Below are 25,573 nucleotides of genomic sequence, written 5' to 3' on the forward strand. Positions count from 1 at the left end.
GGGTTCGGTTTTGTAACAAAACGTCAGGTTCGGACGCAGCGCGACACAGCCCCGAGTGTACCCTTGGTAACCTCGCGGTTATCGCACCCGCGAAAAAATAATTTTTGAAACCATCTTTTCGGCTTCGGCGACAAAGAAGACAACCAGACCGATACCAATGACTTTCAGCCAGTCGGTTGCCGACAAACCCGCCGAAATAAAAATAGCTTGCATGAGCGGTACATAAGTAAACGCCAACTGCAAGAAAATACAAAACAAAATGGCCACAAGACAATGCGGACTTCCGAGAATACCTTCGCGGTTAAGCACCGAATCGTAAATATGGCGACTGTTCAATAAATAGAACATTTCGCTGAACACCACCGCGTTCACCGCCAAGGTCCGGGCCACGTCCAGATCGGTACCCTGCCCGATTTCCCATACGAACAAGCCCAGCGCTCCACCGCCCATCAAAACCGATACAAATACGACCCGCCATGCAAAGAAGCCCGACAAGATACGCTCGGTTGGCGGGCGAGGGTCGCGTCGCATGATGCCGGATTCGGGCTGCTCGAAGGCGAGCGCCAACCCAAGCGTACTGACGGTGACCATGTTGATCCAAAGCACTTGTGCGGGCGTAAGCGGCAGGGTCAGGCCCAACAGCAACGCGGCGATCACGATAAGGGCTTCGCCACCGTTGGTGGGCAGCATGAACAAAATGAATTTCTTGACGTTGTCGTAGACTGCGCGACCTTCGCGCACAGCAACCGCAATCGTCGCAAAGTTATCGTCGGCAAGCACCATATCGGCGGCATCTTTGGCGGCCTCGGTGCCCTTAAGCCCCATGGCAACGCCCACATCGGCCCGTTTAAGTGCAGGCGCATCGTTCACGCCGTCGCCTGTCATGGCCACCACATGCCCTTGCTGTTGCAACGCATGCACCAAACGCAGCTTATGTTCGGGGCTTGCCCGGGCAAATACATCGATGTCGGTTACCACCCGGGCCAGGGCGGTATCGTCGAGCAGCGCAATTTCCGCCCCCGTCAGCGCCGGCTTTCCGGCGCCAATAGCAAGCTGCGCGCCAATTGCCTTGGCCGTGTCGGCGTGATCACCGGTGATCATCTTGACGCGAATACCCGCATCGTGGCAGTCGGCCACCGCTCTGATCGCTTCATCACGCGGTAGGTCGATAATGCCGACCAACGCCAGCAACGTATAGCCCTCGGTGACGTCGTCGGGGGCAAGGCTCGCCCCCGACGGCTCGACCTGCTTTTGTGCCAGTGCCAACAAACGCAAGCCTCTGGCGGCGGTGTCGTTCGCCATGCGACGCCAGTAATCGACCTGAATGGGGCGCGGCCCACCCGCCGCAAGCTCGAAACGACACATATCGATAATGCGCTCCGGCGCCCCTTTGACAAACACCCACGACAAACCGTCGCCATCGCGGTGCTGTGTCGCCATATAGCGGTTTTCAGACTCGAAGGGAATGGAATCGACCCGTGGCCAACTGGCATGCCGCTCGGTTTCGGTCCGGCCCGCTTTGCGCCCCAGCACCAGCAACGCACCCTCGGTCGGGTCACCCTCGACCTGCCAGCGTTCGTCTTCGAAGAACAAGCCGCCATCGTTGCACAGTGCACCTACCCTTAGGGCCTGAGACAACACAGCATGCTGCTCCGGGTCGATTTCCCGCCCTTCAACACTAAAAATACCGGTGGGCTCGTAGCCCACGCCACTGACATCAACCGCCTCTTCGGCACACACCACACGCTGGACGGTCATTTCGTTACGCGTCAGTGTGCCGGTTTTATCGCTGCAGATTACAGTGACCGACCCAAGGGTCTCGACGGCCGGTAAACGGCGAATAATGGCCTTTTGGCGGGCCATGCGTTGCACCCCCAATGCCAGCGTAACCGTCATGATGGCGGGCAAACCCTCGGGAATGGCCGATGCCACCAGCGCAACCACCATCATAAACATATCGATGACAGGCTCGCCGCGCACCCACACGCCGTAAGCAAAGGTCAGGGCGGCAATGATCATAATGATCAGCGCCAGCACATAAGAAAAATGATTGATCTGGCGCATCATGGGCGTACTGACCTGCCGGATCGACGCCAGCATCTGGTTGATTTTGCCCAGCTCGGTATGCGCCCCGGTGGCCACAACAACGCCCGTCGCCTGCCCATTAAGCGCCAGCGTGCCCGCAAAGGCCATACCCGTCCGGTCGCCCAGGGCCTCATCGGGGCCGACCGGATGTATGTCTTTATCGACCGGCAACGACTCGCCGGTTAGCGCGGCCTCTTCGATGCGCAATGTCTTGACAGACATAAGCCTGACATCGGCCGGCACCTTGTCACCCGGATTCAGCACAATGATGTCGCCGGGCACCAGCAAACCGGCGTCTATTTCGTAGCGCCGTCCGGCGCGCACCACCGTGGCGTGCGGAGACAACATGTTCCGGATGGCATCGAGCGCGGACTCGGCTTTGCCCTCCTGGATAAAGCCAATGACTGCATTGATAAGCACCGCAGCCAGCAAAACGCCCGAGTCGATGAAATGGTCGAACAAGGCGGTAACCGCAGCTGCCGCGAGCATGATGTACAGCAATATGTTGTGGAACTGAGCCAGAAACCGCTTTAGGGGCCCGCGCTTGCGCGGCGGCGCCAGGCGGTTGGGCCCGTATTGGGCCAGACGTCTGGCGGCTTCGTCTTCAGAGAGGCCGTCGGGGCTGGCTTGAACCCGTTCGCGGGCCTCGTCGACAGTCAGCGTATGCCACAGCGGGGTTTGACTGTTGGGGGGTAAAGCAGGCATCAGTCCTCCGGTGACAACGGCATCGCCCTTGTCGCGTCAGGATGAAAAGAGTTCGATTGCTTTTTGGACAACCGCATACAGCGTGGCCATCAGCCCGATGCCCAACAGCACCATGCCCGGGTTGCGATCGCGAAAACCGACGCCGATGATCAGCAGGAGCACCCCCACAATAAAGATGATCAGGACGGTATTGTTATGAAAAAACATGAGGATCCCCAGACTAGAATTTCTGTATGAGATCGTACATGCAAAATATAACGGGCGCCTGCAAAAAAAGGCGCCCGGGTTGATACAAATCAAGGGCCGGACAACGCCGGCCTGGCGTACAACACTACTGCAGCAGCAACAACGAACCGCGCTGCAGGAATTCGGCCACAGACAAGGCCTGGCCATTGACCACCATCTGCTGGTCTTGATAGCGAATATTTGACGACAGCACGCCATCGGCATAAGCGGCCAGACCGGCACGCTGAAGGCGCCCGGCGTAAACATCGAAGAGCATACGTGCACGCGCATTGGCCTGGGCTTCGGAGGACTCGTCTTCGGCCAACTGGCTGTAGGCCTTGGCCATCATCGACTTGTTCAGCGAGAACGAAAGATCGAGCGTGCCAATGGCTTGCATAAGGATATCTTCGGTGGGGGCATCGATATAAACGATATCGGGCCGGACGAAATCGGCCTTGACCGAGAACTGGCTTTGGCCATCGCCATTGTCCCAGACGACGGGGTCGACCCCCAGCGAGGGCCTGGACTTTAAGGCTTCGAAGAGGTGCTCGCGCAAGCGAAGCAAATCGTTGTGATCGAGTTGCGGGACATCGTCTTCAGACAAGCCCTGTTCGGCCAAAATGTCGTCGTACTGACGGGTTAACGCGCCCAACGCCTGAAGGTCGAGCCGACCGACCTGAAACCCGGCGGCGAACTTGCCCAGGTTTTTCCCCGAAAACGCCACACTGGCGATATCGTAGCGGGCACTACCATCGAAACTATTGTTTTGTTCGCTGCTGTTACCCGTTACCGACAGATCGGACAGGCCAAGCACTTCTTGCTTTTCGGCAAGCAGCCCCAAACGCTGGACATTGAGCTTGAACTGTGTGACGTGGTTACGATCAGTTGCCGCGAACTGGTATGTTTTGTCGAAAACCATAGTGTCGACCAGCACAGATTCGTCGGTGGTGGTGTTTGTGACCTGCAGCTTGGGAAACGAGCCCCGGGTGGTGGCCGAATCGAGACCGCTGCTGAACTCGATGGTCATGTCGCCGCCGGCAAACGACACCTGCATGCCGTCAGGGGAGGTGTGCTCTACCGGTGCAAACGTGGCCTGAGTGGACCCCGCCCCCGAAAACCCGACTCGGGTCGTGATGTCGAGCGGCTTGTCCCCCTTGTGGCTATCGAACCAGGCCTGGGTAGCGGCGTTGGGCACCAGACTGGCGCGGCTTAGCGCCAGCATGGGCGCGAATTGGCCCTGACGCACGGCCGACAACGGAAACGGGCCATGCTCGAGGCGATCACCCAGCAAGTACTCGGTAACCGCACCGCCTTGCCCGACTATTTTCAGCGAGTAAATAATGTGGGACGAAAACAGGCCGCGATCGTAACGACTGACGGACAGTTGCATGGGCTGCGTACTGGCTTCGGCACCGAAAATGCGCCCAAGGTTTTGATTGCCGGTTTGCACCGCGCTTTCGATAACGTCTTGAGCGCGCTGACCCACATACCAACTGGCCGCGCCATAGGCAACTGCCAACACCAGCACCAACCCCACCAACTTCACGCTTTTTTTCATTTTTATTCCTGATCAGATTTGCCGGACAAGCCTTTAGGCAAAGGAAATGCGATGTTTTCTTCGGCGCCGGGCAACGGGCGCACCGAAACAACGCCCAGCGACTTCAGACGCGCTATAACATTTTCAACCAGCACCTCGGGTGCCGAGGCGCCCGCGGTAAGGCCTACGCGACGTGCGCCGGCAACCCACTCGGGCTGAATCATCGCGGGGTCATCGATAAGGTAGGCCTTGGCCCCTTTGCGCTCGGCCACTTCGCGCAGACGATTGGAATTTGAGCTATTGACACTGCCCACCACCAGGACCACGTCGCATTGCGGCGCCATAAACTTGACGGCATCCTGGCGATTTTGCGTGGCATAGCAGATGTCGCTTTTTTTAGGCTCGACAATAGAGGGGAAGCGAGTACGCAGCGCACTGGCGACCTTTTCGGCATCGTCGACCGACAACGTGGTTTGTGTCACAAACGCCAGATTGTCCGGGTGTTTAACCTGCAAGGCCTCGACGTCCTCGGGGGTTTCGACCAAATACATGCCGTCGGGCACCTGACCCAGCGTACCCTCGACTTCGGGGTGGCCCTTGTGGCCAATCATGATGATTTCGCGGCCGGCCTGACGCATTTTGGAAACCTCGACATGCACCTTGGTCACCAGCGGGCAGGTCGCATCGAACACCTTCAGGCCAAGATCGTCGGCTTGCCGACGTACCGCTTTGGACACCCCGTGTGCAGAAAACACAACAATTGCACCGGCTGGCGCATCGTCAAGCTCGTCGATGAAAATGGCGCCTTTTTCGCGCAGATCGTTAACCACATAGCGGTTATGCACGATCTCGTGGCGTACATAGATAGGCGCACCATAAATTTCAAGCGCCCGCTCGACGATCTCGATGGCGCGGTCGACACCGGCACAAAACCCCCTGGGTTGCGCCAGAACGACCTCGGTGGCGGATAAATCGGGATATTCGGCTTGCATTTACAACACCCCCAAAAGCTTGACGTCGATGCGTAAATCGGCCCCTGCCAACGGATGGTTGAAATCGAAAATGGCCGAATCGCCGTCCCATTGTTTACAAATGCCCGAATACCGGCCGCCGTTGGGGGCCGCAAACTCGACGATATCGCCGGGTTCGTATTGCACGCCCGGCTCGGAGTGCGCCTCGAGCATGGTGCGGCTCACGCGCTGGATAAGGTCGGGGTTACGGTCGCCGTAGGCTTGCGCTGCCGGCAGTTCGAGCACGAATTCGGTGCCCTCTTCGCGGCCGACAAGCGCGGCCTCCATGGTGGGCGCCCACTGCCCCATGCCCAGCTGCAGCGTGGCCGGCTTTTGAGAAAACGTATCGACAAAGACTGAACCGGCCGCCGGGCCTGTTATCAAGGTAATGCGATAGTGCAGGGTCAGGTAGGAGTCCGGACGGACAAAAGCATTCACTGGATCTGTAGAAGAAGTCAAAATCTGTCACCGTAGAGGTCATTACTGACCCCTATTTTAGAGCTTCTCATGACGCTTCACAGCAACCCGCAAAACGACGAACGCCCGCGCGAGCGATTACTGGCGCACGGGGCCCATACGCTTACCTCGGCAGAGCTTCTGGCCATCATATTAAGAACCGGCACCAAAGGCCGAAACGCGGTCATGCTGGGGCACGACTTACTGCAAGCCTTCAAAGGCCTGCGCAACCTGCTTTCGGCAGATGCCGCCAACCTGATGCGTGCACCCGGCCTTGGGCAAGCCAAAACATGCGAACTGCTGGCGGTTAGCGAGCTTGCGCGACGCGCGCTGACTGAAGAGCTGACCCAAGGCATTGCACTGGACCAACCCCAGCGGGTGCGCACCTATTGCATCGCCACTATTGGCCACCACAAGGTAGAGCATTGCATTGCCCTATACCTGGACAGCCAGTTTCGTCTGATTACCAGCGAAGAGGTTTCGAAGGGCACGCTTAGCCAGGCCTCGGTCTACCCGCGCGAGCTGGTCAAGGCGGCCTTGCAACATCATGCTGCTGCCGTCATTTTGGCGCACAACCACCCGTCCGGGGTGGCCGAACCCAGCCAGTCCGACCTGAACCTGACCCGCCACCTTAAACAGGCGCTGGCCATGGTCGACATCAGACTGCTTGACCACCTGGTGGTGACCGGCTCGGGGGCCGTGTCGTTGGCAGAGCGGGGGCAACTGTAGTGCCCCCGCAATAACAACCGCACAACAAGCTTTTAGAAAAATTGCTGGCGTGTTAATATTAGGGGTTACCCAGGATACGTAGCCTGCAATTTTGCACCGCATAATTTTTGCACCGCATTAATTCTCGGTGCGCGCCAGGCCGGCGACCCAAAATTTTACCTACAGGAACCTACCATGAAAGAAGGCATTCACCCCGAATACCGCGAAGTCGTTTTCCTCGACCAGCAAACCGGCAACAAGTTCGTTTCGCGCTCTACCCTGAACACCCGCGAAACCATCGAACTCGACGGCAAAACCCATCCGCTGTTCAAGTGTGAAGTCACTTCCGAATCGCACCCCTTCTACACGGGCGCGCAAACCCGCATCGTCGAAACCGGCCGCGTTGAAAAATTCCGCGCTCGTTTCGCCCGCACCGCCGGCACCGTCAAAAAGGGCGCGTAAGCTCCTTATTTGCGCTGGTAAGGCTGCGTTTTTTACGCAGCCCCTGAAGGCAGCCTCAAGGCTGCCTTTTTAATTTAAGATTGCACCTTTATCCGCACCCTTTTCCAACTCGTGGCCGCCCCTGAAAATCGCTCCACGCCCGCGCGCCTGACTGCGCCGGCGACTGCGAAACTACCCCGCCTGTATTTGCTGGTCCTGTGCCTCGTCTACATTTTTGCGGGGCTGTATTTCCGCGACCCCTGGAAAACCGACGATGTCGTCGGTCTGGCGACCATGATGTCGGCCCTGAACGAACCCGGCCTGGCGGCCTGGCTGCCCCAGGTGGGTAACCTGGCCCACGCACAAGACGGCCCGCTCACCATGTGGGTCGGCGCTTTCTTCATCTGGGTCTTCAGCCCGCTGTTTGCCCTGTTTACTACACCGCTCGACGCGGTCTTTGCCAGCTCCCGTCTACCCAATCTGCTGTGGTTTGGGCTCATGACGGGCTCGGTATGGTATGCCACGTACTTGCTGGGGCGCCGCCCCGAGCCCCAACCGCTGCCGCTGCCTTTCGGCGGCGAGCCTACCGTCAAGGCCTACGGGCGCATGATTGCCGACGCCGCCCTGCTGCTTATTCTGGCTACGGCGGGCATTATGTGGCGCATGCACGAAACCTCCGAAGTGCCGGCCATTATTGCGTTTCAGGCGCTGGCCTTTTATTCGGTTGTTCGCATGCTCGACCGCCCCATGTCGGGCGCTGTTACGTTGGGGCTGGCGCTGGCCGGTGCGTTTCTTGCCCGTGGGTTCATCGGTGCACTGCCCATTGCCCTCGCTGTGCTGTGCGCTTTCGTTCCACAATCGGCGCTACGCAGCCAGCTGCGCTGGCTGGTTATCTCTTTCGCCCTGGCCATTGGTATTGCCCTCTTCTGGTACCTGCCGGCCAGCCATTTCAGCCCCTACTGGGTCGAGCACTGGTGGCTTTGGCACACTGACTCGTTCGGCCTGCCCAAACCGACACAGCTGCTGGATATTTTCCGGGACCTGCCCTGGTTCCTCTGGCCGACGTGGCCCTTTGCCATCATGGCGGTCTGGCAATGGCGATCCTGGCTGCGGTCTCCGCACATCTGGTTTCCACTCATGTTTGCGGTCTGGCCGCTGCTTACGCTAATGTTTCTGGCCGACCCCTTCGAACCCGAGTACAGCCTGATGGCCGTACCGTTTGCCGTTTTAGCGGCGTTTGCACTGCCCACCCTGCGCCGGGGTGCCGTCAACTCGCTCGACTGGTTTGCTGTTATGTGTTTTTCACTGACGGCAGCAACCGTCTGGCTGGGCTGGGTGGCGCTGCACGCGGGTTGGCCCGAGCAAATTTCCAATAACATTGCGCGGCAAACGCAAGGTTACGAAGCCCACATTTCTATTCCGGCGCTATTCGTTGCCCTGGCGGGCACGCTGGCCTGGGTGGCGCTGGTACGCTGGCGCCTGAAGCACCGTCCGGCCGCGCTGTGGCGCGGTACAGTACTGTCGGCCGGCGGTATTGTCACTACCTGGCTGCTGCTTGTTACCCTCTGGATGCCGGCCCTCGACTTTGTTCGCAGTTACCGAAGCGTATCGGCCGACCTTGCGCAAGCCATCAACCGGCAAGTAGGCCCCAACGAATGCGTACGCCCGCTGGGCCTGGGCCTGGGCCAACGCGCTGCATTCTATGTCTTCAACGGGCTCACGTTCGGCCCGTCGGGCCAATGCCCGGTTGTGCTGGTGCAAACCAGCCCTCAGGCCCTCGACGAAGGCTATACCCCCCTGCCCGGTCAGTCCACACAACTGATCTGGCAAGGCAAACGCCCGGCCGAGCGTAAAGAAAACTTTTTGCTCTTGCGTATTTTGCCGCAATGAACACCCGCGCCGCCCCAAACCCAACGCTGGGGCACTACTTTAAAGAAACCATACGCCAAGCCTGGCCCGTGCTGGTCAGCGCCTGGGCCAGTATGGCTTTTGCCGTGGTCGACACCACCATGGCCGGTCACAGCAGTGCGGCCGACCTTCAAGCCATGGCTTTGTCGGTGTCAATATATCTGACGGTATTCGTCGGCCTGATGGGTGTTGTGCATGCCCTTATCCCCATTATTGGCCAGCATTATGGCGCCAGGCGCCTTGAAAGCGCCGGAAAAGCCTGGGGTCAAGGCGTATGGCTGGCCCTGGGGCTATCGGCCTGCGGTGCCGTCACTTTGTTGTTCCCCGACGTCTGGCTCATGTTTTCGGGCGACATCGACCCGGTCGTCATGAGAAAAATCAGTAACTACCTGCTGGCGCTTATTGTGGCCATGCCGGCCGCGCTGGTTTTCCGCACGATCTATTGCCTGGGGACAGCCGCCTCCCGCCCGAAGGTCGTCATGGCCATCAATCTGTTAAGCATCCCGTTTAAGGTGCTGTTTAACTGGGTCTTTATTTTCGGGCAATTCGGCGTGCCGGCCATGGGCGCAGCCGGCGCCGGGCTGTCTACCGCCGTGGTCAGCTGGCTGATGCTGGGCATGGGTCTGTGGGTAATAAAACACGATACATTCTTTAAACAGTTCCAGTTGCGACTTGGGCGCATCGACTGGGCCGCACAAAAAGAACTGCTTCGACTGGGCCTGCCCATGGGCGGTTCGTACCTGATCGAAGTGTGCGCCTTTACCTTTATGGCGCTTATGGTGGCCCGCGAAGGGATGTTCGTGACCGGCAGCCACCAGATCATGGCCAACCTGGCGGCCCTGTGCTACATGATGCCCATGGCCATCGGGATAGCCTCGGCGTCGCTGACCGCCCAGGCCATTGGCGCCGAAGACCCGGCGCGGGCAAAGTTGACCGGGCAGGCCGGCTTTTTGTTAGTGCTGGCGGGCGCGGCACTGACCGCCACGCTGCTGCTGGTCTTCAAGCCGCAAATTATTGCGCTGTATACCAGCGACGCACAGGTTGGCGCCCTGGCCGCTCTGCTGCTGCAAATTTTGCCTTTTTTCCATTTGTGCGACGCCATGCAATGCATCAACACCTACCTGCTGCGGGCGTACAAGGTGGCGGTTATCCCGCTGATTATGCAAGTGTTTGCATTAACCGGGGTTGGCCTGGTGGGGGGCTGGGTATTGGGCTTTGGGCCTGCGGCCGGTGCCTTGCAGCCCGTTATTAATACGCTGATGCCTGGCGCCCCGACCGGCGCGGCCACGCTATGGCTCATGGCCGGGCTCGGGCTGGGCATGTCGGCCCTGTTGCTTCGCTTCTGGTACTGGCGCACCCTGGCCCAGTACCAGCGCGAAAAATCGGCCTATTTGTAAATGTAGTCGCGACGCCACGGGAAGGTCAGGTCGGCAGGGTTGTCGAGCTCGTCTTGCCGGCCGGTAGCCTTGTGCTGAAACAACACCTGATGCAACGCGATCCAGCCCTGCTCGAACCCCAACGCACAACCCGCCAGGTAAATACGGTAAGCACGCAACGATTTATCGCCCTGCAAGCCCGGTTTCAGGGTGGCGCGTGCAGCATCAAGCTGAGACTCGAGCGAATCGCTCCAGGCCCATAAGGTACGCGCATAATGCGGGCGCAGGTTTTCGACGTCGACATCTTCAAGGCCGGCGATGGCCGCTTTGGCCAGCTCGTTGCTGATATGGGTAAGCTCGCCCCCCGGAAAAATGTACTTTTCGATGAACTGCCCCATGCCCGCGCCCACCTCGGCGTTGTAAACACCGCCGGCAGTAATGGCATGATTCATGATCAGGCCACCGGGTTTAAGCAAGCGGCGCAACTTCGAAAAATACCCTTCAAGCTGGGCCCGCCCAACGTGCTCAAACATACCCACAGAAGCGATTTTGTCGTAGGGCACCGACTCGTCAAGGTGACGGTAATCGAGCAGTTCCATGCGGACACGGCCGCGTAACCCCTTTTCGTCGATCAGGCGGTTAACGTGGGCGTGCTGGTTTTTGGACAGCGTAATGCCGGTAGCATCGACGCCGTAATTTTCGGCGGCCCACAGCAAAAGCCCGCCCCACCCCGCGCCAATATCAATAAAACGCTCGCCACTGTTCAGCCGCAGTTTCCGGCAGATGTGATCGAGCTTGGCCTCTTGGGCCTGAGCAAGCGTCATGTCCGGCGTGCGATAGTAGGCGCAAGAATAGACCCGACGCGGGTCTAGCCATAGCGAGTAGAACTCATCGGACAAATCGTAGTGAAATTGAATCTGGCGGGCATCGCGCGCGGTAGAGTGCCGGTAAATGGACACCAGGTGCCGAGCCAGGCCGGTGAACCAGTTGCCCCGCGCGGCATCAATCGGTGATTCGTTCAAGATAGCGGCAGCAACATTCATCAGGTCGCGCATCGAGCCCTCAACCTCAAAGCGCCCCTCGACATAGTCTTCGCCCAGGTTGCCTGCCTGCCCGGTTGCAAAGTTGACCAACGTAGCCCGATCGTTCACTTTCATACGTAACCGGGCGTTGGCGTCGCCTATCTTCCCCCCGTCGGGCAATTGCATTTGCACCGACACTGGCAGTGCTGCCAGCTTTTTTTCTACCATGGACAATACCGAACTCACACTTCACTCCCTATGTTTAAAAACTTCTTGAACATCTCTCGTGGTGTCGTGATGCCGATGACACATTTTTATTTGTCCGCCAATTTATCATCAAAAGATGCAAATCGGGGCAGATCGACCTTTTGACGGTCAGCATGCTAATTAAATGCTATTTGCATTACCATAGCAATAATCCGATACACTGTCGCTTCCGACCCGTCGGGCCACTTCTACGCAGTTGCATGTCCACACCCAAAACTTCTTTTATCCCCGGCTGGCTGCTGCTCATGGGCGCGCTGTCGGCGCTTGGCCCCCTGGCCATCGATCTCTACCTGCCTTCATTTCCGTTTATTGCCGAAGGCTTGGCCACCTCGCAAGGCAATGTCGAACGCACCCTGGCCAGTTATTTGTTTGGCCTGTCGCTGGCGCAGCTGGCTTATGGGCCGCTGGCCGACCGCTTTGGCCGACGACCTCCGCTGATTTTCGGGCTGATTCTATTTACGGTGGCATCCATTACCTGCGCGCTTACCAGCGATATCGAACACCTGACGGCGTGGCGCGTGGTTCAAGCCTTTGGCGGCGCCGCCGGGATGGTGATTCCCCGCGCCGTCATCCGCGACCAGATGGACACCCGCGAGGCCTCAAAAGCCCTGTCGCTGCTCATCCTCATCATGGGTGTTACGCCAATTCTCGGCCCCATTATCGGCGGGCAAATTCTGCCCTTTATCGGCTGGCGGGGTATTTTCGGGCTCATGGCCATCAGCGGCCTGATCCTGCTGTTTGCGTCATGGCGTCATATGCGCGAATCGCTCGTCCCCGAAAAGCGCATCCCCCTTAATGTCAAAACCATCGGGCGCAATTACTGGGGGTTGCTGGGCGACCGCCATTTCATTTTTTACGCGCTGGCGGGCAGCTTTGGCTCGGCAGGCCTGTTCACTTATATCTCTGGTGCGCCCCGGGTACTGATGGACGTCTATGACGTCGGCCCAAACTACTTCGGCATCTTGTTCGGCATCAATGCCGCCGCTTTGATAACGATGTCGCAGCTCAGCGCGCGCCTGCTCAACAGGCACTCGCCCGACAAGCTTTTGCGGGTTGCCCAAAGGGCCATTGTGGTTATCTCGCTTACCGGGGTCGTGCTAACCCTGGCCGGCGTCCTGAACCTGACGCTGTTCATGATTTGCCTGGTCGGGTTTATGGCTGGCCAGGGGTTTATTTTGCCCAATTCGGCGGCCATGGCCCTTAACAAACAGGGCCGTCGCCTGGGGGTGGCCTCGGCCCTTATGGGCACACTGCAAATGCTTTGCGGTACACTGGCCGGCCTTGCCGTCAGTGCGTGGCAGTCTGAAACTGCCCTGCCCATGACGGGCCTGCTTGCTGTGTGCGCCGTACTATCGTGGCTTTTCGGACGCATCGCAATGACGAAAGCTTGATTTAATTATGCTTTTCGTATTAGAATAGCTGGCTTACCGGGTAATTTATTGCTTATTACCATAACCGAATACCGCAGAATACAGTCTTAAGGGGCACACATTATGGCACGCGTATGCCAAGTTACCGGCAAAGGCCCAATGGTGGGCAACAATGTTTCGCACGCAAACAACAAAACAAAGCGTCGCTTCTTACCCAACCTGCAATCGCGCCGTTTCTGGGTCGAAAGCGAAAACCGTTGGGTTCGCCTGCGTGTCAGCACCAACGCCCTGCGCACAATTGACAAAAACGGCATCGAATCCGTTCTGGCCGATCTGCGTGCTCGCGGCGAAGTCGCTTAATCAATAACGCTAGCGCTACAAGGAGCTCATCATGGCAAAAGGTATCCGCGAGAAAATCAAACTCGAGTCCACCGCTGGCACGGGTCATTTCTACACGACCACCAAAAACAAGCGCAACATGCCCGAAAAGATGCTGATCAAAAAGTTTGATCCCGTCGCTCGCAAGCACGTTGACTACAAAGAAACCAAACTCAAGTAATTGGTTGCTTTGAAGTAAAAAAACCCTGCTACGGCGGGGTTTTTTTATGCCCGCCCCCTGGCCGGCGCCCGTACGGCACAGCCCGCGCGGGCGTCCTATAATGTATGGTTTGCATTTACCTTCTAAAAGAACACGACATCATGCAGGAACGCTACAGCCCCAACGAAGTCGAAACCGCCGCCCAACACAACTGGCAATCGCACGACGCTTACCTCGTCTCCGAAAACGCCACCTTGCCCGACGGTTCGGCGAAACCCAAGTTTTATGCCTGCTCGATGCTGCCTTACCCCAGCGGCAAGCTGCACATGGGGCACGTTCGCAACTACACCATCAACGACATGATGGCGCGACAGTTGCGCATGCGGGGCTATAACGTCCTGATGCCCATGGGCTGGGACGCCTTTGGCATGCCGGCCGAGAACGCCGCCATGAAGTCCAAGGTACCGCCTGCAAAATGGACATACGACAACATTGCCTACATGAAGAAGCAAATGAAGGCGATGGGGCTGGCCATCGACTGGTCGCGCGAAATGTGCGCCTGCGACCCAAGCTACTACAAATGGAACCAGTGGCTCTTCCTGAAAATGCTCGAAAAAGGTATTGCCTATCGCAAGACCCAGGTCGTCAACTGGGACCCGGTCGACCAAACCGTATTGGCCAACGAGCAAGTCATTGACGGTCGCGGCTGGCGTTCTGGCGCACCCATCGAAAAACGCGAAATCCCCGGGTACTATCTGCGCATCACCGACTACGCCGACGAACTGCTCGACCAAGTCAAGAACGGCCTGCCCGGGTGGCCTGAACGCGTACGCCTGATGCAGGAAAACTGGATCGGCAAAAGTGAAGGCGTACGCTTCGCCTTCACGCACGACATCAAAGACACAAACGGCAGTCTGATTCAAGACGGCCGCATGTACGTCTTTACCACACGCGCCGACACCATCATGGGTGTCACTTTCTGTGCCGTTGCCCCCGAACACCCGTTGGCCACGCACGCCGCACAAAACAACGCTGCCCTGGCCGACTTCATCGAGGCCTGCAAGCTGGGCGGCACCACCGAGGCCGAAATGGCCACGCGCGAAAAAGAAGGCATGCCTACCGGCCTGACAGTGACCCATCCGCTCACCGGCAAGCCCGTCGAAGTCTGGGTGGGTAACTATGTGCTCATGAGCTATGGCGACGGCGCGGTCATGGGGGTCCCTGCCCACGACGAGCGCGACTTTGCCTTCGCCAAAAAATACAATCTGCCTATTCTCGACGTCATCGCCGTCGACGGCAAAGCCTATTCAACCGATGCCTGGCAAGAATGGTATGGCGACAAGCAGCAAGGCCACACCATCAATTCGGGCAAGTACAACGGCCTGCCCCACGCAGATGCGGTAAACGCCGTGGCCGCCGACCTGGTCGCCAAAGGCCTGGGCGAAAAACAAACCACCTGGCGCCTGCGCGACTGGGGCATTTCGCGCCAGCGCTACTGGGGTACGCCCATCCCCATCATTCACTGCGCAAGCTGTGGTCCGGTACCCGTCCCCGAAAAAGACCTGCCCGTCGTCTTGCCCGAAGACCTTATCCCCGACGGTACCGGCAATCCGCTGGCCAAAAACGAAGCCTTCCTGGCCTGCAAATGCCCCAAGTGCGGGGCTGACGCCCGTCGCGAAACCGACACCATGGACACCTTCGTCGACTCTTCCTGGTATTTCATGCGCTATACCTCGCCCGGCAACGACCTGGCCATGGTCGACCAGCGCAACGACTACTGGATGCCGATGGACCAATACATTGGCGGCATCGAACACGCCGTGCTGCACTTGCTGTACGCCCGCTTCTGGACGCGTGTCATGCGCGACCTGGGCCTGGTCAAGTTCGACGAACCGTTCACCCGGCTGTTGTGCCAGGGTATGGTGCTCAACCACATCTATTCGCGCAAAAACGCCCAGGGCGGTATCGAATACTTCTGGCCCGAAGAGGTCGAAAACCAGTACGACGCCAAGGGCGCCATTATTGGTGCAACCCTTAAAACCGACGGCTCGCCGGTAGATTACGGCGGCATCGGCACAATGTCCAAGTCCAAAAACAACGGTGTCGATCCGCAATCCCTCATCGACACCATGGGTGCCGACACGGCACGTCTGTTTGTCATGTTTGCCAGCCCACCCGAGCAAACACTCGAGTGGTCCGATACCGGCGTAGACGGCGCGCACCGCTTCTTGCGCCGCCTCTGGACATACGCCAATGGCCATCAGGCTGCCGTTGCCGCCGCTTTGGGTACAACCCCTGCCTGGCAAGACGCCGACGAGGCCAGCAAAACCCTGCGCCGCGAAATTTACGGGTTGCTAAAACAAGCCGACTACGACTACCAGCGCATTCAGTACAACACCGTGGTCTCGGCATGCATGAAAATGCTCAACACCCTCGAGTCGGCCCAACTGCCCAACACCCTTGTGGCCCAACAGGCCATTACCGATACGCTCGGCGTGTTGTTGCGGGTGCTTTACCCGGTTGTGCCGCACATTACCTGGAAGCTCTGGGAAGACCTGGGCTACAGCAAAACCTACGGCGATTTGCTCGACGCCCCCTGGCCGGAAGTCGACGAGGCGGCGCTGGTGGCCGACGAAATCGAACTGATGCTGCAGGTTAATGGCAAGCTGCGCGGCAGCCTGAAAGTGCCCAACGGCGCATCTAAGGCCGACATCGAAGCTCAGGCCGGCGCGCACGAAGCCGTCGGCAAGTTCCTCGAGGGCCGGCCGGTCAAGCGCATCATTGTGGTGCCCGGTAAACTCGTCAATATTGTTGGATAACGCCACTCATGCAAAGCCTCCTCACTCCATCAGGCCTGTCGGGCCGCTTTTCAACCGGTTTGCGCCTGCTCGCCTGTGTGGGGCTGGTGGCATTGCTCACAGCCTGCGGTTTTCGTCTTAAAGGGCAAACGCCGTTGCCCTTTAATACGCTGTACACCAACATTGCCGAAAACTCCGCTTTTGGCGCACAGCTGCGCCGCTCCGTCATGGCCTCGTCGCCCGAAACCCGCTTCACCAACGACGTAACACAGGCCCAGGCACGGCTTACCGAACTCTCCAACACGCAAACCCTCGAAGAGGTGTCCATCAGTGTTCAGGGGCAAGTCGAAGAGTACGAACTGCGCATCGAGTTTGTCTTTCAGCTGACCGACAATCAAGGGCACGTTATTTTGCCGCCAACCACACTGGTCGCCACCCGCGAAATTCCATACGACTCGGGGGCCTTGCAAGCCAAGCAGGGCGAGATCGGCGCGCTGTACATCGAAATGCAGCAAAGTCTGGTCGACCGCATCGTGCGTCGCATGACGGCGCCCGAAGTGCGCGCGGCCTTCGAAAACCCCGAAGACCTGCCGGTCGACGAAAGCGCGACCAAAGTCCCCGAGCAGCCGCAAATGGGCTCTGGAGGCGCCGCACCTTCTATTTTGCGGATGCCCAACACGAATCCGTCCGGGGCGTTTTACTAAACGCAGCATCATGGGCAAAACCATCGATGCCGCCCGGCTCCTGAACCAGCTGTCGCAGCCCGGCGCGCACTTCGACTCGCTGTACGTCATTACCGGAGACGAGCCACTGCTGCTGACCGAAACCGGTGATGGCCTTCGTGCGGCGGCACGCCAGGCGGGGTACACCGAACGCACCAGCCTGGTTATGGATGCCCGCAGCGACTGGACGGAACTCTCGGGCGCAGCCCGCAATATTTCGCTGTTTGGCGACCGACGCCTTATCGAGGTGCGGATACCATCGGGCAAGCCCGGCAAACCCGGCGCCGATGCCCTGCAAGCGCTGGCTACCGATGCAGCAAACAGCGGCAACGACACCGTCACCGTCGTCACCCTGCCCCGGCTGGACAAAACCACACGCAACAGCAAATGGGCCGGCGCGCTTTGGCAGGCCGCCACCGTTGTCGAACTGGCTAATGTGTCGCGCCAGGCCCTGCCCAACTGGATCGGCCAGCGCCTGGCCGCCCAAAAACAAAGTACCGACCCAAACACGCTGGCCTGGATTGCCGATCGCGTCGAAGGCAACCTGCTGGCCGCCCACCAGGAAATCATGAAGCTGGGCTTGTTGTACCCCGAAGGCCCGCTGCAGCCCCACGATATCGAACAGGCCGTGCTTAACGTGGCACGCTACGACCTGTTTGGCCTGCGCGACGCCATGCTGGCGGGCGAGACAAGTCGCACATTAACCATACTGGCCGGCCTGAAAGCCGAAGGCGAAGCCCTGCCACTGGTATTATGGGCGATCGGCGAAGAGGTTCGCGTGCTGGCACGACTGGCACAGGCCCAAGCCCAAGGGCATAATTTGCAAGGGCTCATGCGCGAATACCGTATTTTCGGGCCACGCGAGAACCTGATCCGCCAAACCCTGGGCCGGTTGCCGGCAACGGTGTGGCCCGCCGCGGTACAACACGCGCACGACATCGATCGCCTTATTAAAGGGGTACCGGTGTCGGGCCGTCTCGACGACCCCTGGGAAGAACTGGCGCGCCTGGCCTTACGCGTGGCGCGCCCCTCAAGAACACCTTAGTTTCAAGTATTGCCATGACACAAGACATCGCTCACGCCATCACCGAACTGGGGCGCCGTGCGCGCGCCGCTTCCCGCGACCTGATGGTCGCTTCCGACCAGGCCAAATCGGCCGCCTTGCTGGCCATGGCCAACCGCCTCGAATCGCAACGCGCCGAGCTGCAAGCCGAGAACGCGCGCGACCTGGAGGCAGCACGCCAGAACAACCTTGAACCTGCCTTGCTCGACCGCCTGACCCTGTCTGACAAGGCCCTGAACATCATGGCCACCGGTTTGCGCCAGATCGCCGCCATGCCCGACCCCGTCGGCAGCATGACGGCGTCAACGCTTCGACCCAACGGCATGCGCGTCGGGCAAATGCGCGTACCTTTGGGGGTTATTGGCATCATCTACGAGTCACGCCCCAACGTCACCATCGACGCCGCCGCCCTGTGTCTTAAATCGGGTAACGCCACCATTTTGCGCGGCGGCAGCGAAGCATTTCACAGCAACCGCGCACTGGGCCGCATCATTCAGGCTGGTTTGGCCGATGCCGGCTTACCCGAGCATGCGGTACAAGTCATTGACACGACCGACCGTGCCGCCGTCGGGCACCTCATTACCCTGACCGATTACGTCGACGTGATCATCCCGCGTGGCGGCAAGGGGCTCATCAAACGCCTCTCTGAAGAAGCCAAAGTGCCACTCATCAAGCACCTCGACGGTAATTGTCATGTTTATATCGACCATGCGGCCGACATCGACAAGGCTCACGATATTGCGGTCAATGCCAAAACATATCGTTACGGCGTGTGCGGTGCCATGGAAACCCTGCTGGTGCACGCCGACATCGCGCCCGTCGCCCTGCCACGCATTGCGCGCACACTGCTCGACAAAGGCGTTGAACTGCGCGGGTGCGACCGCACGCGTGCGCTTGTACCCGAGGCCGTTGCGGCCACAGAAGAAGACTGGGCCACCGAATACCTGGCCGCCATACTGGCCGTGCGCATTGTCGACTCACAAGACGAAGCCATGGCGCATATCGCACGTTACAGCTCGGGTCACACCGAAGCCATCGTCACCGAAAACCTCGATGCCGCCACCCGCTTTCAGCGCCATGTCGACTCGAGCTCGGTGTACATCAACTTGCCGACATGCTTTGCCGATGGCTTCGAATACGGGTTAGGCGCCGAAATCGGCATTTCAACCAACCGTCTGCACGCACGCGGGCCGGTTGGGCTCGAAGGCCTGACAACCCTGAAATGGGTGCTGACAGGCAACGGTCAATTGCGCGGTTAATCGCACGTTTCACACATCACTTTGGTTTTGGCGCCACTTCCATGCTCTGGGTAAAGACCTTCCATCTGTTGTTTGTCATCTCTTGGTTTGCCGGCCTGTTTTACTTGCCCCGCATCTACGTCAACCTGGCGCAGACGCCCGCCGGCGAAACCTATGACACCCTGGTTGGCATGGCCCGTCGCCTGTATCGCTTCATGACCATCCTGGCGGTGCCGGCCGTTGTATTGGGCTTATGGCTGTATTTGGGCTATGGCCTGGGGCGTGGCCAGGGCTGGATGCACGCAAAACTGCTGTTTGTCATCGTTTTGCTGGGCTACCACGCCAGTTGCGCGCGTATCTTGCGCCGCTTCGAAGCCCACGCCAATACCCGCTGCCACCGTTTTTACCGCTGGTACAACGAACTACCGGTCATTCTGTTGCTGATTATCCTCATCCTGGTCGTGACCCGGCCCTTCTAAAACAATAACGACCATGACGACATCGCAACCCAAGAAAACGCTCACGCTTAAAAAGAAGTCTTCCGACGCCACCGAAGCCAGTACTTCGGGCCGACCCGGGCACGGGCCCCGCAAACGCTCGGGCGCACGAGCCCGCCTGGTGGCCCAGCGCGAACTGACACGACGCAAAACCGACACCTTCGACACCTTCGAGGCCGAGCTGGCCGATGCCCCGACGGTCGACACATCGGCCGACACGGCCCGGCCGGCGAAGCCTGAATGGTCCCCCGCCGCCGAGCGTGCGCCGACCAGACGCCGCCCAGCCACAGACCATCCTTCGCAACACGCCGCCACGTCTGGCGTTGTACGCCGCCCCAGGTCCGACGCGCGCAACAGCCCCAGCCGCATCCGGGTTGCCGAAACATTTCGTGTGTTCACCCCGTGCCCGCACGGGCTCGAAGAAGCCCTGGCGGCCGAACTGAATGCCCTGGGGTTTGACGACGCTGTTGCCGATCGGGCGGGGTGCCGACTGACCACCGACTGGTCAGGTATCTTGCGCATCAACCTGTATTCGCGTCTGGCAACGCGCGTCCTTGTGCAGGTGGCCCACCGGCCCGTCAACACCGAAAACGACATTCTTGACCTCGCGTACAACACACCCTGGGAACGCTGGTTCGGTGCCGAACAAACGCTGCGGGTCGATACGTCGGCTATTCGCAGCCCGATGCAAAGCCTGCAATATTGCAATCTGCGCGCCAAAGACGGTATTTGCGACCGCCTGCGCGACAAAGAAGGCCAGCGCCCAGACATCGACACGGTCCGACCCGACGCCCGCGTACACCTCTTTCTCGACGAAACCAGCGCAACCCTGTATCTGGACACGTCCGGCGAGTCGCTGTTCAAGCGCGGCTGGCGCCTTGACAAAGGCGAAGCCCCCATCCGCGAGAACCTCGCGGCCGGCTTGCTTGCGCTTTCGGGCTGGGACCCAAACGCCCCGCTGCTCGACCCTTTCTGCGGCAGCGGCACCATTATTATCGAGGCGGCCTGGATAGCCCTGGGCGTACCCGCGGGCATCTGGCGCCCCTTTGCCTTCGAACGCCTGCGCAACCACGACGACCGCCACTGGAAAGACATCAAGGCCGAAGCCCGTGCGCGCATTGCAACCCGGCTCGACACCCCGCTGGTGGGTTGCGACCTGAACCCGGCCGCCATCGACGCCGCTAAACAAAACCTCGACCGCGCCTGGCTGACGCCCGACACCATCCGTTTTGAAGTCGCCGATGCCCGCAACGTGCTGCCGCCGGCCGATCACGGCTGGCTGGTTACCAACCCGCCCTATGGCGAGCGCCTGGAAGACAGCGACGACGACCTGTGGTGGCAGTGGTCGCAAAACCTTAAGCAGAACTACAGCAATTGGCACGTAAACATTATTTCCAGTGACCTCGAACTCCCTCAGAAACTGCGCCTGAAGCCGCGCCGCCGCATCCCTTTGCATAATGGCGCCCTCGACTGCCGCCTTTTCGTGTTCGACATGGTCAAAGAAAGCTATCGACGCGAAAAGAAGTGAACACACTGTAGTTTTTTGGCACCACACCCACATAAAAAACAACATTTTTACGCAGTGCAGCAAAACCGCTTGCAATTGGCCTAGGGTTTTCCCTATAATAGGGTTAACCCTGAACGAAACGTTCAATTTACTTAAAGAGGCTAAATCATGAACCAACTGCACAGCGACATCCGTCTTACCGATGAACTCGAGCGCCAGCTTATGCAAGCCGCTATCGAAGAGCAAATGCGCATCAAGCCCGGTAAAGCGCTGAAAAACCTGTTCGTGAAACTTAGCGGCAAAGCAGCAAAAAGCGCACCTGCAAAAGTTGTTACCGTACGCACTGCTGAATCAGCTGCCTGAGGTCAACCGCAGTACCCGCTGATTCGCGCCCTTCCGGGTAGAATCTGCCCCCGACGCGATCAGTCGAAGAAAAAGCCGCACTTTGCGGCTTTTTGCTTTTGCAGTCGCCAAGCCGCGAGGCCTGGCGTAATGGGCGATAATGCGGGCACCTATTTATTTTTTCTGCCCAGCAATGTCAAAAAAGACGCGTCCTACCCCCGCAACGCCGACCACACCGGCTTTACAGACACCCAGTCGCCTTAAACGCTTCGCCTGCATGATGTATGAAGGCGTGTTGCTTTTTGCCGTGGTCTTTCTGGCCGGCTACCTGTTCGACACGCTAACACAAAGCCGCAGCGGGCTGACCTTCAGGCATGGGCGGCAGTTTGTACTTTTCCTGGCCATTGGCTTGTATTTTGTAGCGTGCTGGCGTTACGGCGGGCAAACCCTGCCCATGAAAACCTGGAATGTGCGCCTTATTGACCGCGACGGTAAGCCGCCCCGTCTGTCGCGGCTGGTCTTGCGGTACTTGTTGATCTGGCCGGTACTGCTCGTGGCAGCGCTGCTGGTCAAGGGGCTGGGCCTGGTCACGGGCTTTGGTGCCACCGATCTGCTGATTGTTTTTACCCCGTTTGCACTGTTTATCTGGACATGGATTGATCAAGACAAGCAGTTTTTGCACGACCGTTTGTTAGGCACACGGCTGGTATCCGTATAAACCCTTATACCCGGCCAATTGTGCGCGCAAAACATTGCACATAACGCCCGAGTCGTTCATGCTTGCATCGGTAAAGACTGCCGGATCGTCTCCGATGACCTGTTAGGTGTTTCAACGACAATGAACGACCAGTACTCGGCGCTGTACGCTTCCTATAAGTGGTATGTGCCCTCGCAGTTCAATATCTCAGAGGTTTGCATCCATCGGTGGGCCACCAACCCCCTCGAAGGCCGCCGCCCCGCGATACTTGGCGAAGACGAATTTGGCGACACCCTTAGGTGCAGTTATGGCCAATTAGCCGAAACCACCTGCAAACTGGCCAACGGCCTGCTGCGCATGGGGGTAGCGCAAGGCGACCGGGTCGTTGTCGCCATGGCGCAAGGCCCCGAATTTGTCGCCGCCTGCATGGCCATTCTTGGGGTAGGTGGCGTTGTTGTACCGCTCTCATCCATATTAACGGCGCAGCAAGTTACCGCCCGGGTGGTCAATGCGCAGGCCAAAATCGCCATCGTCGATTCGGCCAATATCCCCAGTTTGCTACAAGCGCAGTCGCGCTACCCGGCATTAGGGCAAATCATCGGTTTCGGGTTCCAGCACGAAGCCACGCTCTCTTGGTCCAGCCTGCTGGCGCGCCAAAACAGCAGCTTCCGTCTGGCCCCTACCAGTGCGCAAAGTCCGGCATTCCTTATCTACCCCATGGCCACCGACACGCCCTTGCAAGGCATTATGCTGTCACACAGCGCACTGATCGGCCAGTTGCCCGGCTTTGTCGCCTCGCAAAACTGGTTTCCGCTGCCCGACGACGTCTTCTGGACCCAGTCTGACTGGACCACGCCCGACGGCCTGCTTAACGGCCTATTACCCTGCTTGTATTTTGGTCGGCCCATTGTCGGCCTCCAAGGCAACCACTCGGTACAGCGCACACTCAGTGCGCTTATTGATTACAAAGTCACTAATATCAGCGTGCCCTGGTCGTCGTTGCGGGCCGTCATGGTCGAATCGCCCGACTTAAGCCCAGCGCAGTTTTCACTACGGGCCATTATGGCCACCGGCACACACCCCACCCCGGCCATTCACGAGTGGTGCGAAGCTATTCTGGGCCTAAGCCCCAACCATGTTTATGGCGTAACCGAGGCGGCTTATCTTATTGGCCATAGCCACCTGCGCTGGCCAGCTCGTCCTGGCAGTATGGGCCGCGCCTACCCAGGGCACCTCGTCAGCGTGCTAGACGACACCGGGCGCGTCTGCCCTGCCGGCACAGTCGGCGAAATCGCCGTCAACCGTTTCGACCTTAACGGGTTCCATGACCCGGCCATATTCTTGGGTTACTGGCAGCAAGACGACGAAACCGCCAAGCGCTTCCGACATAACTGGTTTCTGACCGGCGATTTGGCCTCAATAGACCGCGACGGCTATTTTTGGTTCGCCGGCCACAAACAACATTCGCTTGCGGCCAATTCACAAGCCCACGAAAACCAGGCTGGGCCGGTATCATTAAGCCTTTAAAACCATTGCCGATTGTTTGCCATGCCTCTTTACGCGCTTAAAAATCTCATACCCAGCATCGACCCGGATACTTTCATTTTTGACAGTGCCGATATTATTGGCGACGTCACCCTCAAGGCTGGCGTCAGCATCTGGTCCAATGTCAGCATCCGTGGCGACAACGCCCCTATCATCATTGGGTCTAACAGCAACATCCAGGAAAACAGTGTGCTTCACGTCGACGAAGGCATCCCCATGACCATTGGCGACAACGTCACAGTGGGACACCAGGCCATGCTGCATGGCTGCACCATCGAAGACGGTACCCTCATCGGCATGCAAGCCATTATCCTGAACAATGCCCATATCGGTAAAAACTGCCTGATCGGCGCTGGCGCCATTGTGCCCGAAGGCCGTCACATTCCCGATGGCTCACTCGTCATTGGCATCGGTAAAATTGTTCGCCAGCTATCGGAAGAAGAGCTGCACAACCTTTCGCATAACAGCCAGCATTATGCCGACCGCGGTCGCGAATACGCCCAGCACCTGAAACGCCTGAAGTAAAGGCAGCACGGTGGCGCTAGGCTAAAATAGCGACATGAGCAACGAACTTAAAAAATACCTTTTTCAAGACCAGTCTGTCCGGGTGCAGGCCGTGCGCCTGACCGACGCCTGGCAAACCGGGCTGGTGCATCAGCAGTACCCCGCATGCGTCGAACGTCTGCTGGGCGAACTGGCAGCGGCAGCTGTGCTGCTGGCATCCAATATCAAGCTCGACGGTTCTCTGGTGCTGCAGCTGCAGGGCGATGGCCCTGTCGCTTTAATTGTGGTCGAGTGCAACGTCAATCTAAACATCCGGGCCACAGCTACCCTGCGCGAGGGGCACGAAATACCAGAAGACGGTACCTTGCAATCGCTGCTGAACGCCAACGGGCAAGGCCGCTTTATTGTGGTGCTCGACCCCAACCGCGAAACCACCGACCTGCAGCCTTATCAAGGCATTGTCCCGCTTGAAGGCGATACCGTCGCACAGGTGCTCGAACTGTACATGCGCAATTCCGAACAACTCGATACCCGACTATGGCTGGCGGCCAACGGGCGCTGCGCTACAGGCATGCTGCTGCAGCGGCTGCCGGGCCATGGCGGCAACCGACTGGCCGACGCACAAAGCGCCGACGATACCTGGCAACGCGCCGTCATTTTGTCCGAAACACTGCAAACCGACGAACTCCTCAACCTCGAATCCGATCAAATCGTAAAGCGCCTGTTCTGGGAAGAAGCCCTGCTAACCTTCGAGCCCCAAACGGTTCACTGGTTCTGCCCTTGCACTCGCGAGCGGGTCGGGAACATGCTGCGCATGCTGGGCCGCGAAGAAATCGAAAGCATTTTGGGCGAACGCGAAAATATCGACGTATCGTGCAACTTCTGCGGTAAACCGTATGCCTTCGATGCCGTCGATTGCGCCGGCCTCTTCACCGAAAACCTCGACAGTGGCCACGCCAACCCTAAATCGGTCCATTAATTAAGCTCAATTTACAACACAGGCTAATTAATC

At 58.8% G+C, this 25,573-nt stretch carries 24 protein-coding genes; 18 read left to right on the forward strand and 6 right to left on the reverse strand.

The annotated features are described in order from the left end of the window. Nucleotides 1–78: 78 nt before the first annotated feature. The 5 genes from GTU67_RS01655 to GTU67_RS01675 form a co-directional block, all read right to left on the reverse strand. Entirely contained in the window at nt 79–2,790 is a 2,712-nt protein-coding gene (locus GTU67_RS01655; RefSeq protein ID WP_185778451.1) for a cation-transporting P-type ATPase, read from the reverse strand. A 36-nt stretch (nt 2,791–2,826) separates the two neighbouring features. Then, nucleotides 2,827–2,997: a hypothetical protein gene (locus tag GTU67_RS01660; RefSeq protein WP_093969021.1), complete on the reverse strand. Its 171-nt coding sequence runs from the start codon at nt 2,995–2,997 to the stop codon at nt 2,827–2,829. A 124-nt stretch (nt 2,998–3,121) separates the two neighbouring features. Beyond that, nucleotides 3,122–4,573 carry a YdgA family protein gene (locus GTU67_RS01665; protein ID WP_185778452.1) on the reverse strand — a complete coding sequence of 484 codons (1,452 nt, stop codon included), beginning with the start codon at nt 4,571–4,573 and terminating at the stop codon, nt 3,122–3,124. Between the two features lie 2 nt (nt 4,574–4,575). Then, nucleotides 4,576–5,544: a 4-hydroxy-3-methylbut-2-enyl diphosphate reductase gene (gene ispH / locus GTU67_RS01670; protein ID WP_185778453.1), complete on the reverse strand. Its 969-nt coding sequence runs from the start codon at nt 5,542–5,544 to the stop codon at nt 4,576–4,578. After that, on the reverse strand, nt 5,545–6,021 hold the full coding sequence (locus GTU67_RS01675) for an FKBP-type peptidyl-prolyl cis-trans isomerase (RefSeq protein WP_185778454.1): 477 nt from the start codon (nt 6,019–6,021) through the stop codon (nt 5,545–5,547). 48 nt (nt 6,022–6,069) lie between these two features. On the opposite strand from GTU67_RS01675, the gene radC reads away from it, so the two are divergent. The 4 genes from radC (at nt 6,070) to GTU67_RS01695 (ending at nt 10,472) form a co-directional block, all read left to right on the forward strand. Beyond that, nucleotides 6,070–6,747, forward strand: a complete 678-nt coding sequence (gene radC / locus GTU67_RS01680; RefSeq protein ID WP_185778455.1) for a RadC family protein — start codon at nt 6,070–6,072, stop codon at nt 6,745–6,747. Between the two features lie 174 nt (nt 6,748–6,921). Then, a complete protein-coding gene (locus tag GTU67_RS01685; protein ID WP_185778456.1) occupies nt 6,922–7,188 on the forward strand; it encodes a type B 50S ribosomal protein L31 in 267 nt (88 codons plus the stop codon). Between the two features lie 111 nt (nt 7,189–7,299). Then, the gene (locus GTU67_RS01690; RefSeq protein WP_185778457.1) at nt 7,300–9,057 is read left to right on the forward strand and encodes a glycosyltransferase; all 1,758 of its coding nucleotides are present in this window, start codon (nt 7,300–7,302) and stop codon (nt 9,055–9,057) included. Beyond that, on the forward strand, nt 9,054–10,472 hold the full coding sequence (locus tag GTU67_RS01695; RefSeq protein ID WP_185778458.1) for an MATE family efflux transporter: 1,419 nt from the start codon (nt 9,054–9,056) through the stop codon (nt 10,470–10,472). Before GTU67_RS01690 ends, GTU67_RS01695 begins: the two co-directional genes overlap by 4 nt. Here the strand turns inward: GTU67_RS01695 and GTU67_RS01700 are convergent. Continuing rightward, entirely contained in the window at nt 10,463–11,719 is a 1,257-nt protein-coding gene (locus GTU67_RS01700) for a class I SAM-dependent methyltransferase (RefSeq protein WP_185778459.1), read from the reverse strand. The two genes, GTU67_RS01695 and GTU67_RS01700, sit on opposite strands and share 10 nt — an antisense overlap. A gap of 221 nt (nt 11,720–11,940) precedes the next feature. On the opposite strand from GTU67_RS01700, the gene GTU67_RS01705 reads away from it, so the two are divergent. The 14 genes from GTU67_RS01705 (at nt 11,941) to hslO (ending at nt 25,540) form a co-directional block, all read left to right on the forward strand. Then, nucleotides 11,941–13,131, forward strand: a complete 1,191-nt coding sequence (locus GTU67_RS01705) for a multidrug effflux MFS transporter (protein ID WP_249417479.1) — start codon at nt 11,941–11,943, stop codon at nt 13,129–13,131. 102 nt (nt 13,132–13,233) lie between these two features. Beyond that, nucleotides 13,234–13,470 carry a 50S ribosomal protein L28 gene (gene rpmB, locus GTU67_RS01710; protein WP_093969031.1) on the forward strand — a complete coding sequence of 79 codons (237 nt, stop codon included), beginning with the start codon at nt 13,234–13,236 and terminating at the stop codon, nt 13,468–13,470. Between the two features lie 31 nt (nt 13,471–13,501). Continuing rightward, nucleotides 13,502–13,669 (forward strand): 50S ribosomal protein L33, encoded by a 168-nt coding sequence (rpmG, locus tag GTU67_RS01715; protein ID WP_003810296.1) that lies wholly within the window; start codon nt 13,502–13,504, stop codon nt 13,667–13,669. A 140-nt stretch (nt 13,670–13,809) separates the two neighbouring features. Further along, entirely contained in the window at nt 13,810–16,467 is a 2,658-nt protein-coding gene (leuS, locus tag GTU67_RS01720; protein ID WP_185778460.1) for a leucine--tRNA ligase, read from the forward strand. Between the two features lie 8 nt (nt 16,468–16,475). Next, entirely contained in the window at nt 16,476–17,150 is a 675-nt protein-coding gene (locus GTU67_RS01725) for an LPS-assembly lipoprotein LptE (protein ID WP_185778461.1), read from the forward strand. A 10-nt stretch (nt 17,151–17,160) separates the two neighbouring features. Beyond that, nucleotides 17,161–18,213, forward strand: a complete 1,053-nt coding sequence (holA, locus tag GTU67_RS01730; RefSeq protein ID WP_185778462.1) for a DNA polymerase III subunit delta — start codon at nt 17,161–17,163, stop codon at nt 18,211–18,213. Between the two features lie 14 nt (nt 18,214–18,227). Next, nucleotides 18,228–19,490, forward strand: coding sequence for a glutamate-5-semialdehyde dehydrogenase (locus GTU67_RS01735; RefSeq protein WP_185778463.1), 1,263 nt, complete (start codon nt 18,228–18,230; stop codon nt 19,488–19,490). A 41-nt stretch (nt 19,491–19,531) separates the two neighbouring features. Beyond that, nucleotides 19,532–19,948, forward strand: coding sequence for a CopD family protein (locus tag GTU67_RS01740; RefSeq protein ID WP_185778464.1), 417 nt, complete (start codon nt 19,532–19,534; stop codon nt 19,946–19,948). 13 nt (nt 19,949–19,961) lie between these two features. Further along, nucleotides 19,962–21,494: a THUMP domain-containing class I SAM-dependent RNA methyltransferase gene (locus GTU67_RS01745; protein WP_185778465.1), complete on the forward strand. Its 1,533-nt coding sequence runs from the start codon at nt 19,962–19,964 to the stop codon at nt 21,492–21,494. 147 nt (nt 21,495–21,641) lie between these two features. Then, entirely contained in the window at nt 21,642–21,836 is a 195-nt protein-coding gene (locus GTU67_RS01750; protein WP_093969036.1) for a hypothetical protein, read from the forward strand. A gap of 172 nt (nt 21,837–22,008) precedes the next feature. Beyond that, nucleotides 22,009–22,533 (forward strand): RDD family protein, encoded by a 525-nt coding sequence (locus tag GTU67_RS01755; protein ID WP_185778466.1) that lies wholly within the window; start codon nt 22,009–22,011, stop codon nt 22,531–22,533. A 120-nt stretch (nt 22,534–22,653) separates the two neighbouring features. Further along, a complete protein-coding gene (locus GTU67_RS01760; RefSeq protein WP_185778467.1) occupies nt 22,654–24,039 on the forward strand; it encodes an AMP-binding protein in 1,386 nt (461 codons plus the stop codon). A gap of 21 nt (nt 24,040–24,060) precedes the next feature. Beyond that, entirely contained in the window at nt 24,061–24,582 is a 522-nt protein-coding gene (locus GTU67_RS01765) for a gamma carbonic anhydrase family protein (RefSeq protein ID WP_185778468.1), read from the forward strand. 34 nt (nt 24,583–24,616) lie between these two features. Next, the gene (hslO, locus tag GTU67_RS01770; RefSeq protein ID WP_185778469.1) at nt 24,617–25,540 is read left to right on the forward strand and encodes an Hsp33 family molecular chaperone HslO; all 924 of its coding nucleotides are present in this window, start codon (nt 24,617–24,619) and stop codon (nt 25,538–25,540) included. Nucleotides 25,541–25,573: the final 33 nt, after the last annotated feature.

This window comes from Pusillimonas minor (genome assembly GCF_014237865.1).
In the GTDB taxonomy this organism is placed as follows: Bacteria; Pseudomonadota; Gammaproteobacteria; order Burkholderiales; family Burkholderiaceae_B; genus Neopusillimonas; species Neopusillimonas minor.

Bases quoted from the DNA above. Each gene is read 5' to 3' on its own strand.
- GTU67_RS01655 (WP_185778451.1), bottom strand. From the start codon at position 2,790: ATGCCTGCTTTACCCCCCAACAGTCAAACCCCGCTGTGGCATACGCTG.
- GTU67_RS01660 (WP_093969021.1), bottom strand. From the start codon at position 2,997: ATGTTTTTTCATAACAATACCGTCCTGATCATCTTTATTGTGGGGGTG.
- GTU67_RS01665 (WP_185778452.1), bottom strand. From the start codon at position 4,573: ATGAAAAAAAGCGTGAAGTTGGTGGGGTTGGTGCTGGTGTTGGCAGTT.
- ispH (WP_185778453.1), bottom strand. From the start codon at position 5,544: ATGCAAGCCGAATATCCCGATTTATCCGCCACCGAGGTCGTTCTGGCG.
- radC (WP_185778455.1), top strand. From the start codon at position 6,070: ATGACGCTTCACAGCAACCCGCAAAACGACGAACGCCCGCGCGAGCGA.
- GTU67_RS01685 (WP_185778456.1), top strand. From the start codon at position 6,922: ATGAAAGAAGGCATTCACCCCGAATACCGCGAAGTCGTTTTCCTCGAC.
- GTU67_RS01695 (WP_185778458.1), top strand. From the start codon at position 9,054: ATGAACACCCGCGCCGCCCCAAACCCAACGCTGGGGCACTACTTTAAA.
- GTU67_RS01705 (WP_249417479.1), top strand. From the start codon at position 11,941: ATGTCCACACCCAAAACTTCTTTTATCCCCGGCTGGCTGCTGCTCATG.
- rpmB (WP_093969031.1), top strand. From the start codon at position 13,234: ATGGCACGCGTATGCCAAGTTACCGGCAAAGGCCCAATGGTGGGCAAC.
- rpmG (WP_003810296.1), top strand. From the start codon at position 13,502: ATGGCAAAAGGTATCCGCGAGAAAATCAAACTCGAGTCCACCGCTGGC.
- leuS (WP_185778460.1), top strand. From the start codon at position 13,810: ATGCAGGAACGCTACAGCCCCAACGAAGTCGAAACCGCCGCCCAACAC.
- GTU67_RS01725 (WP_185778461.1), top strand. From the start codon at position 16,476: ATGCAAAGCCTCCTCACTCCATCAGGCCTGTCGGGCCGCTTTTCAACC.
- holA (WP_185778462.1), top strand. From the start codon at position 17,161: ATGGGCAAAACCATCGATGCCGCCCGGCTCCTGAACCAGCTGTCGCAG.
- GTU67_RS01735 (WP_185778463.1), top strand. From the start codon at position 18,228: ATGACACAAGACATCGCTCACGCCATCACCGAACTGGGGCGCCGTGCG.
- GTU67_RS01740 (WP_185778464.1), top strand. From the start codon at position 19,532: ATGCTCTGGGTAAAGACCTTCCATCTGTTGTTTGTCATCTCTTGGTTT.
- GTU67_RS01745 (WP_185778465.1), top strand. From the start codon at position 19,962: ATGACGACATCGCAACCCAAGAAAACGCTCACGCTTAAAAAGAAGTCT.
- GTU67_RS01750 (WP_093969036.1), top strand. From the start codon at position 21,642: ATGAACCAACTGCACAGCGACATCCGTCTTACCGATGAACTCGAGCGC.
- GTU67_RS01755 (WP_185778466.1), top strand. From the start codon at position 22,009: ATGTCAAAAAAGACGCGTCCTACCCCCGCAACGCCGACCACACCGGCT.
- GTU67_RS01760 (WP_185778467.1), top strand. From the start codon at position 22,654: ATGAACGACCAGTACTCGGCGCTGTACGCTTCCTATAAGTGGTATGTG.
- GTU67_RS01765 (WP_185778468.1), top strand. From the start codon at position 24,061: ATGCCTCTTTACGCGCTTAAAAATCTCATACCCAGCATCGACCCGGAT.
- hslO (WP_185778469.1), top strand. From the start codon at position 24,617: ATGAGCAACGAACTTAAAAAATACCTTTTTCAAGACCAGTCTGTCCGG.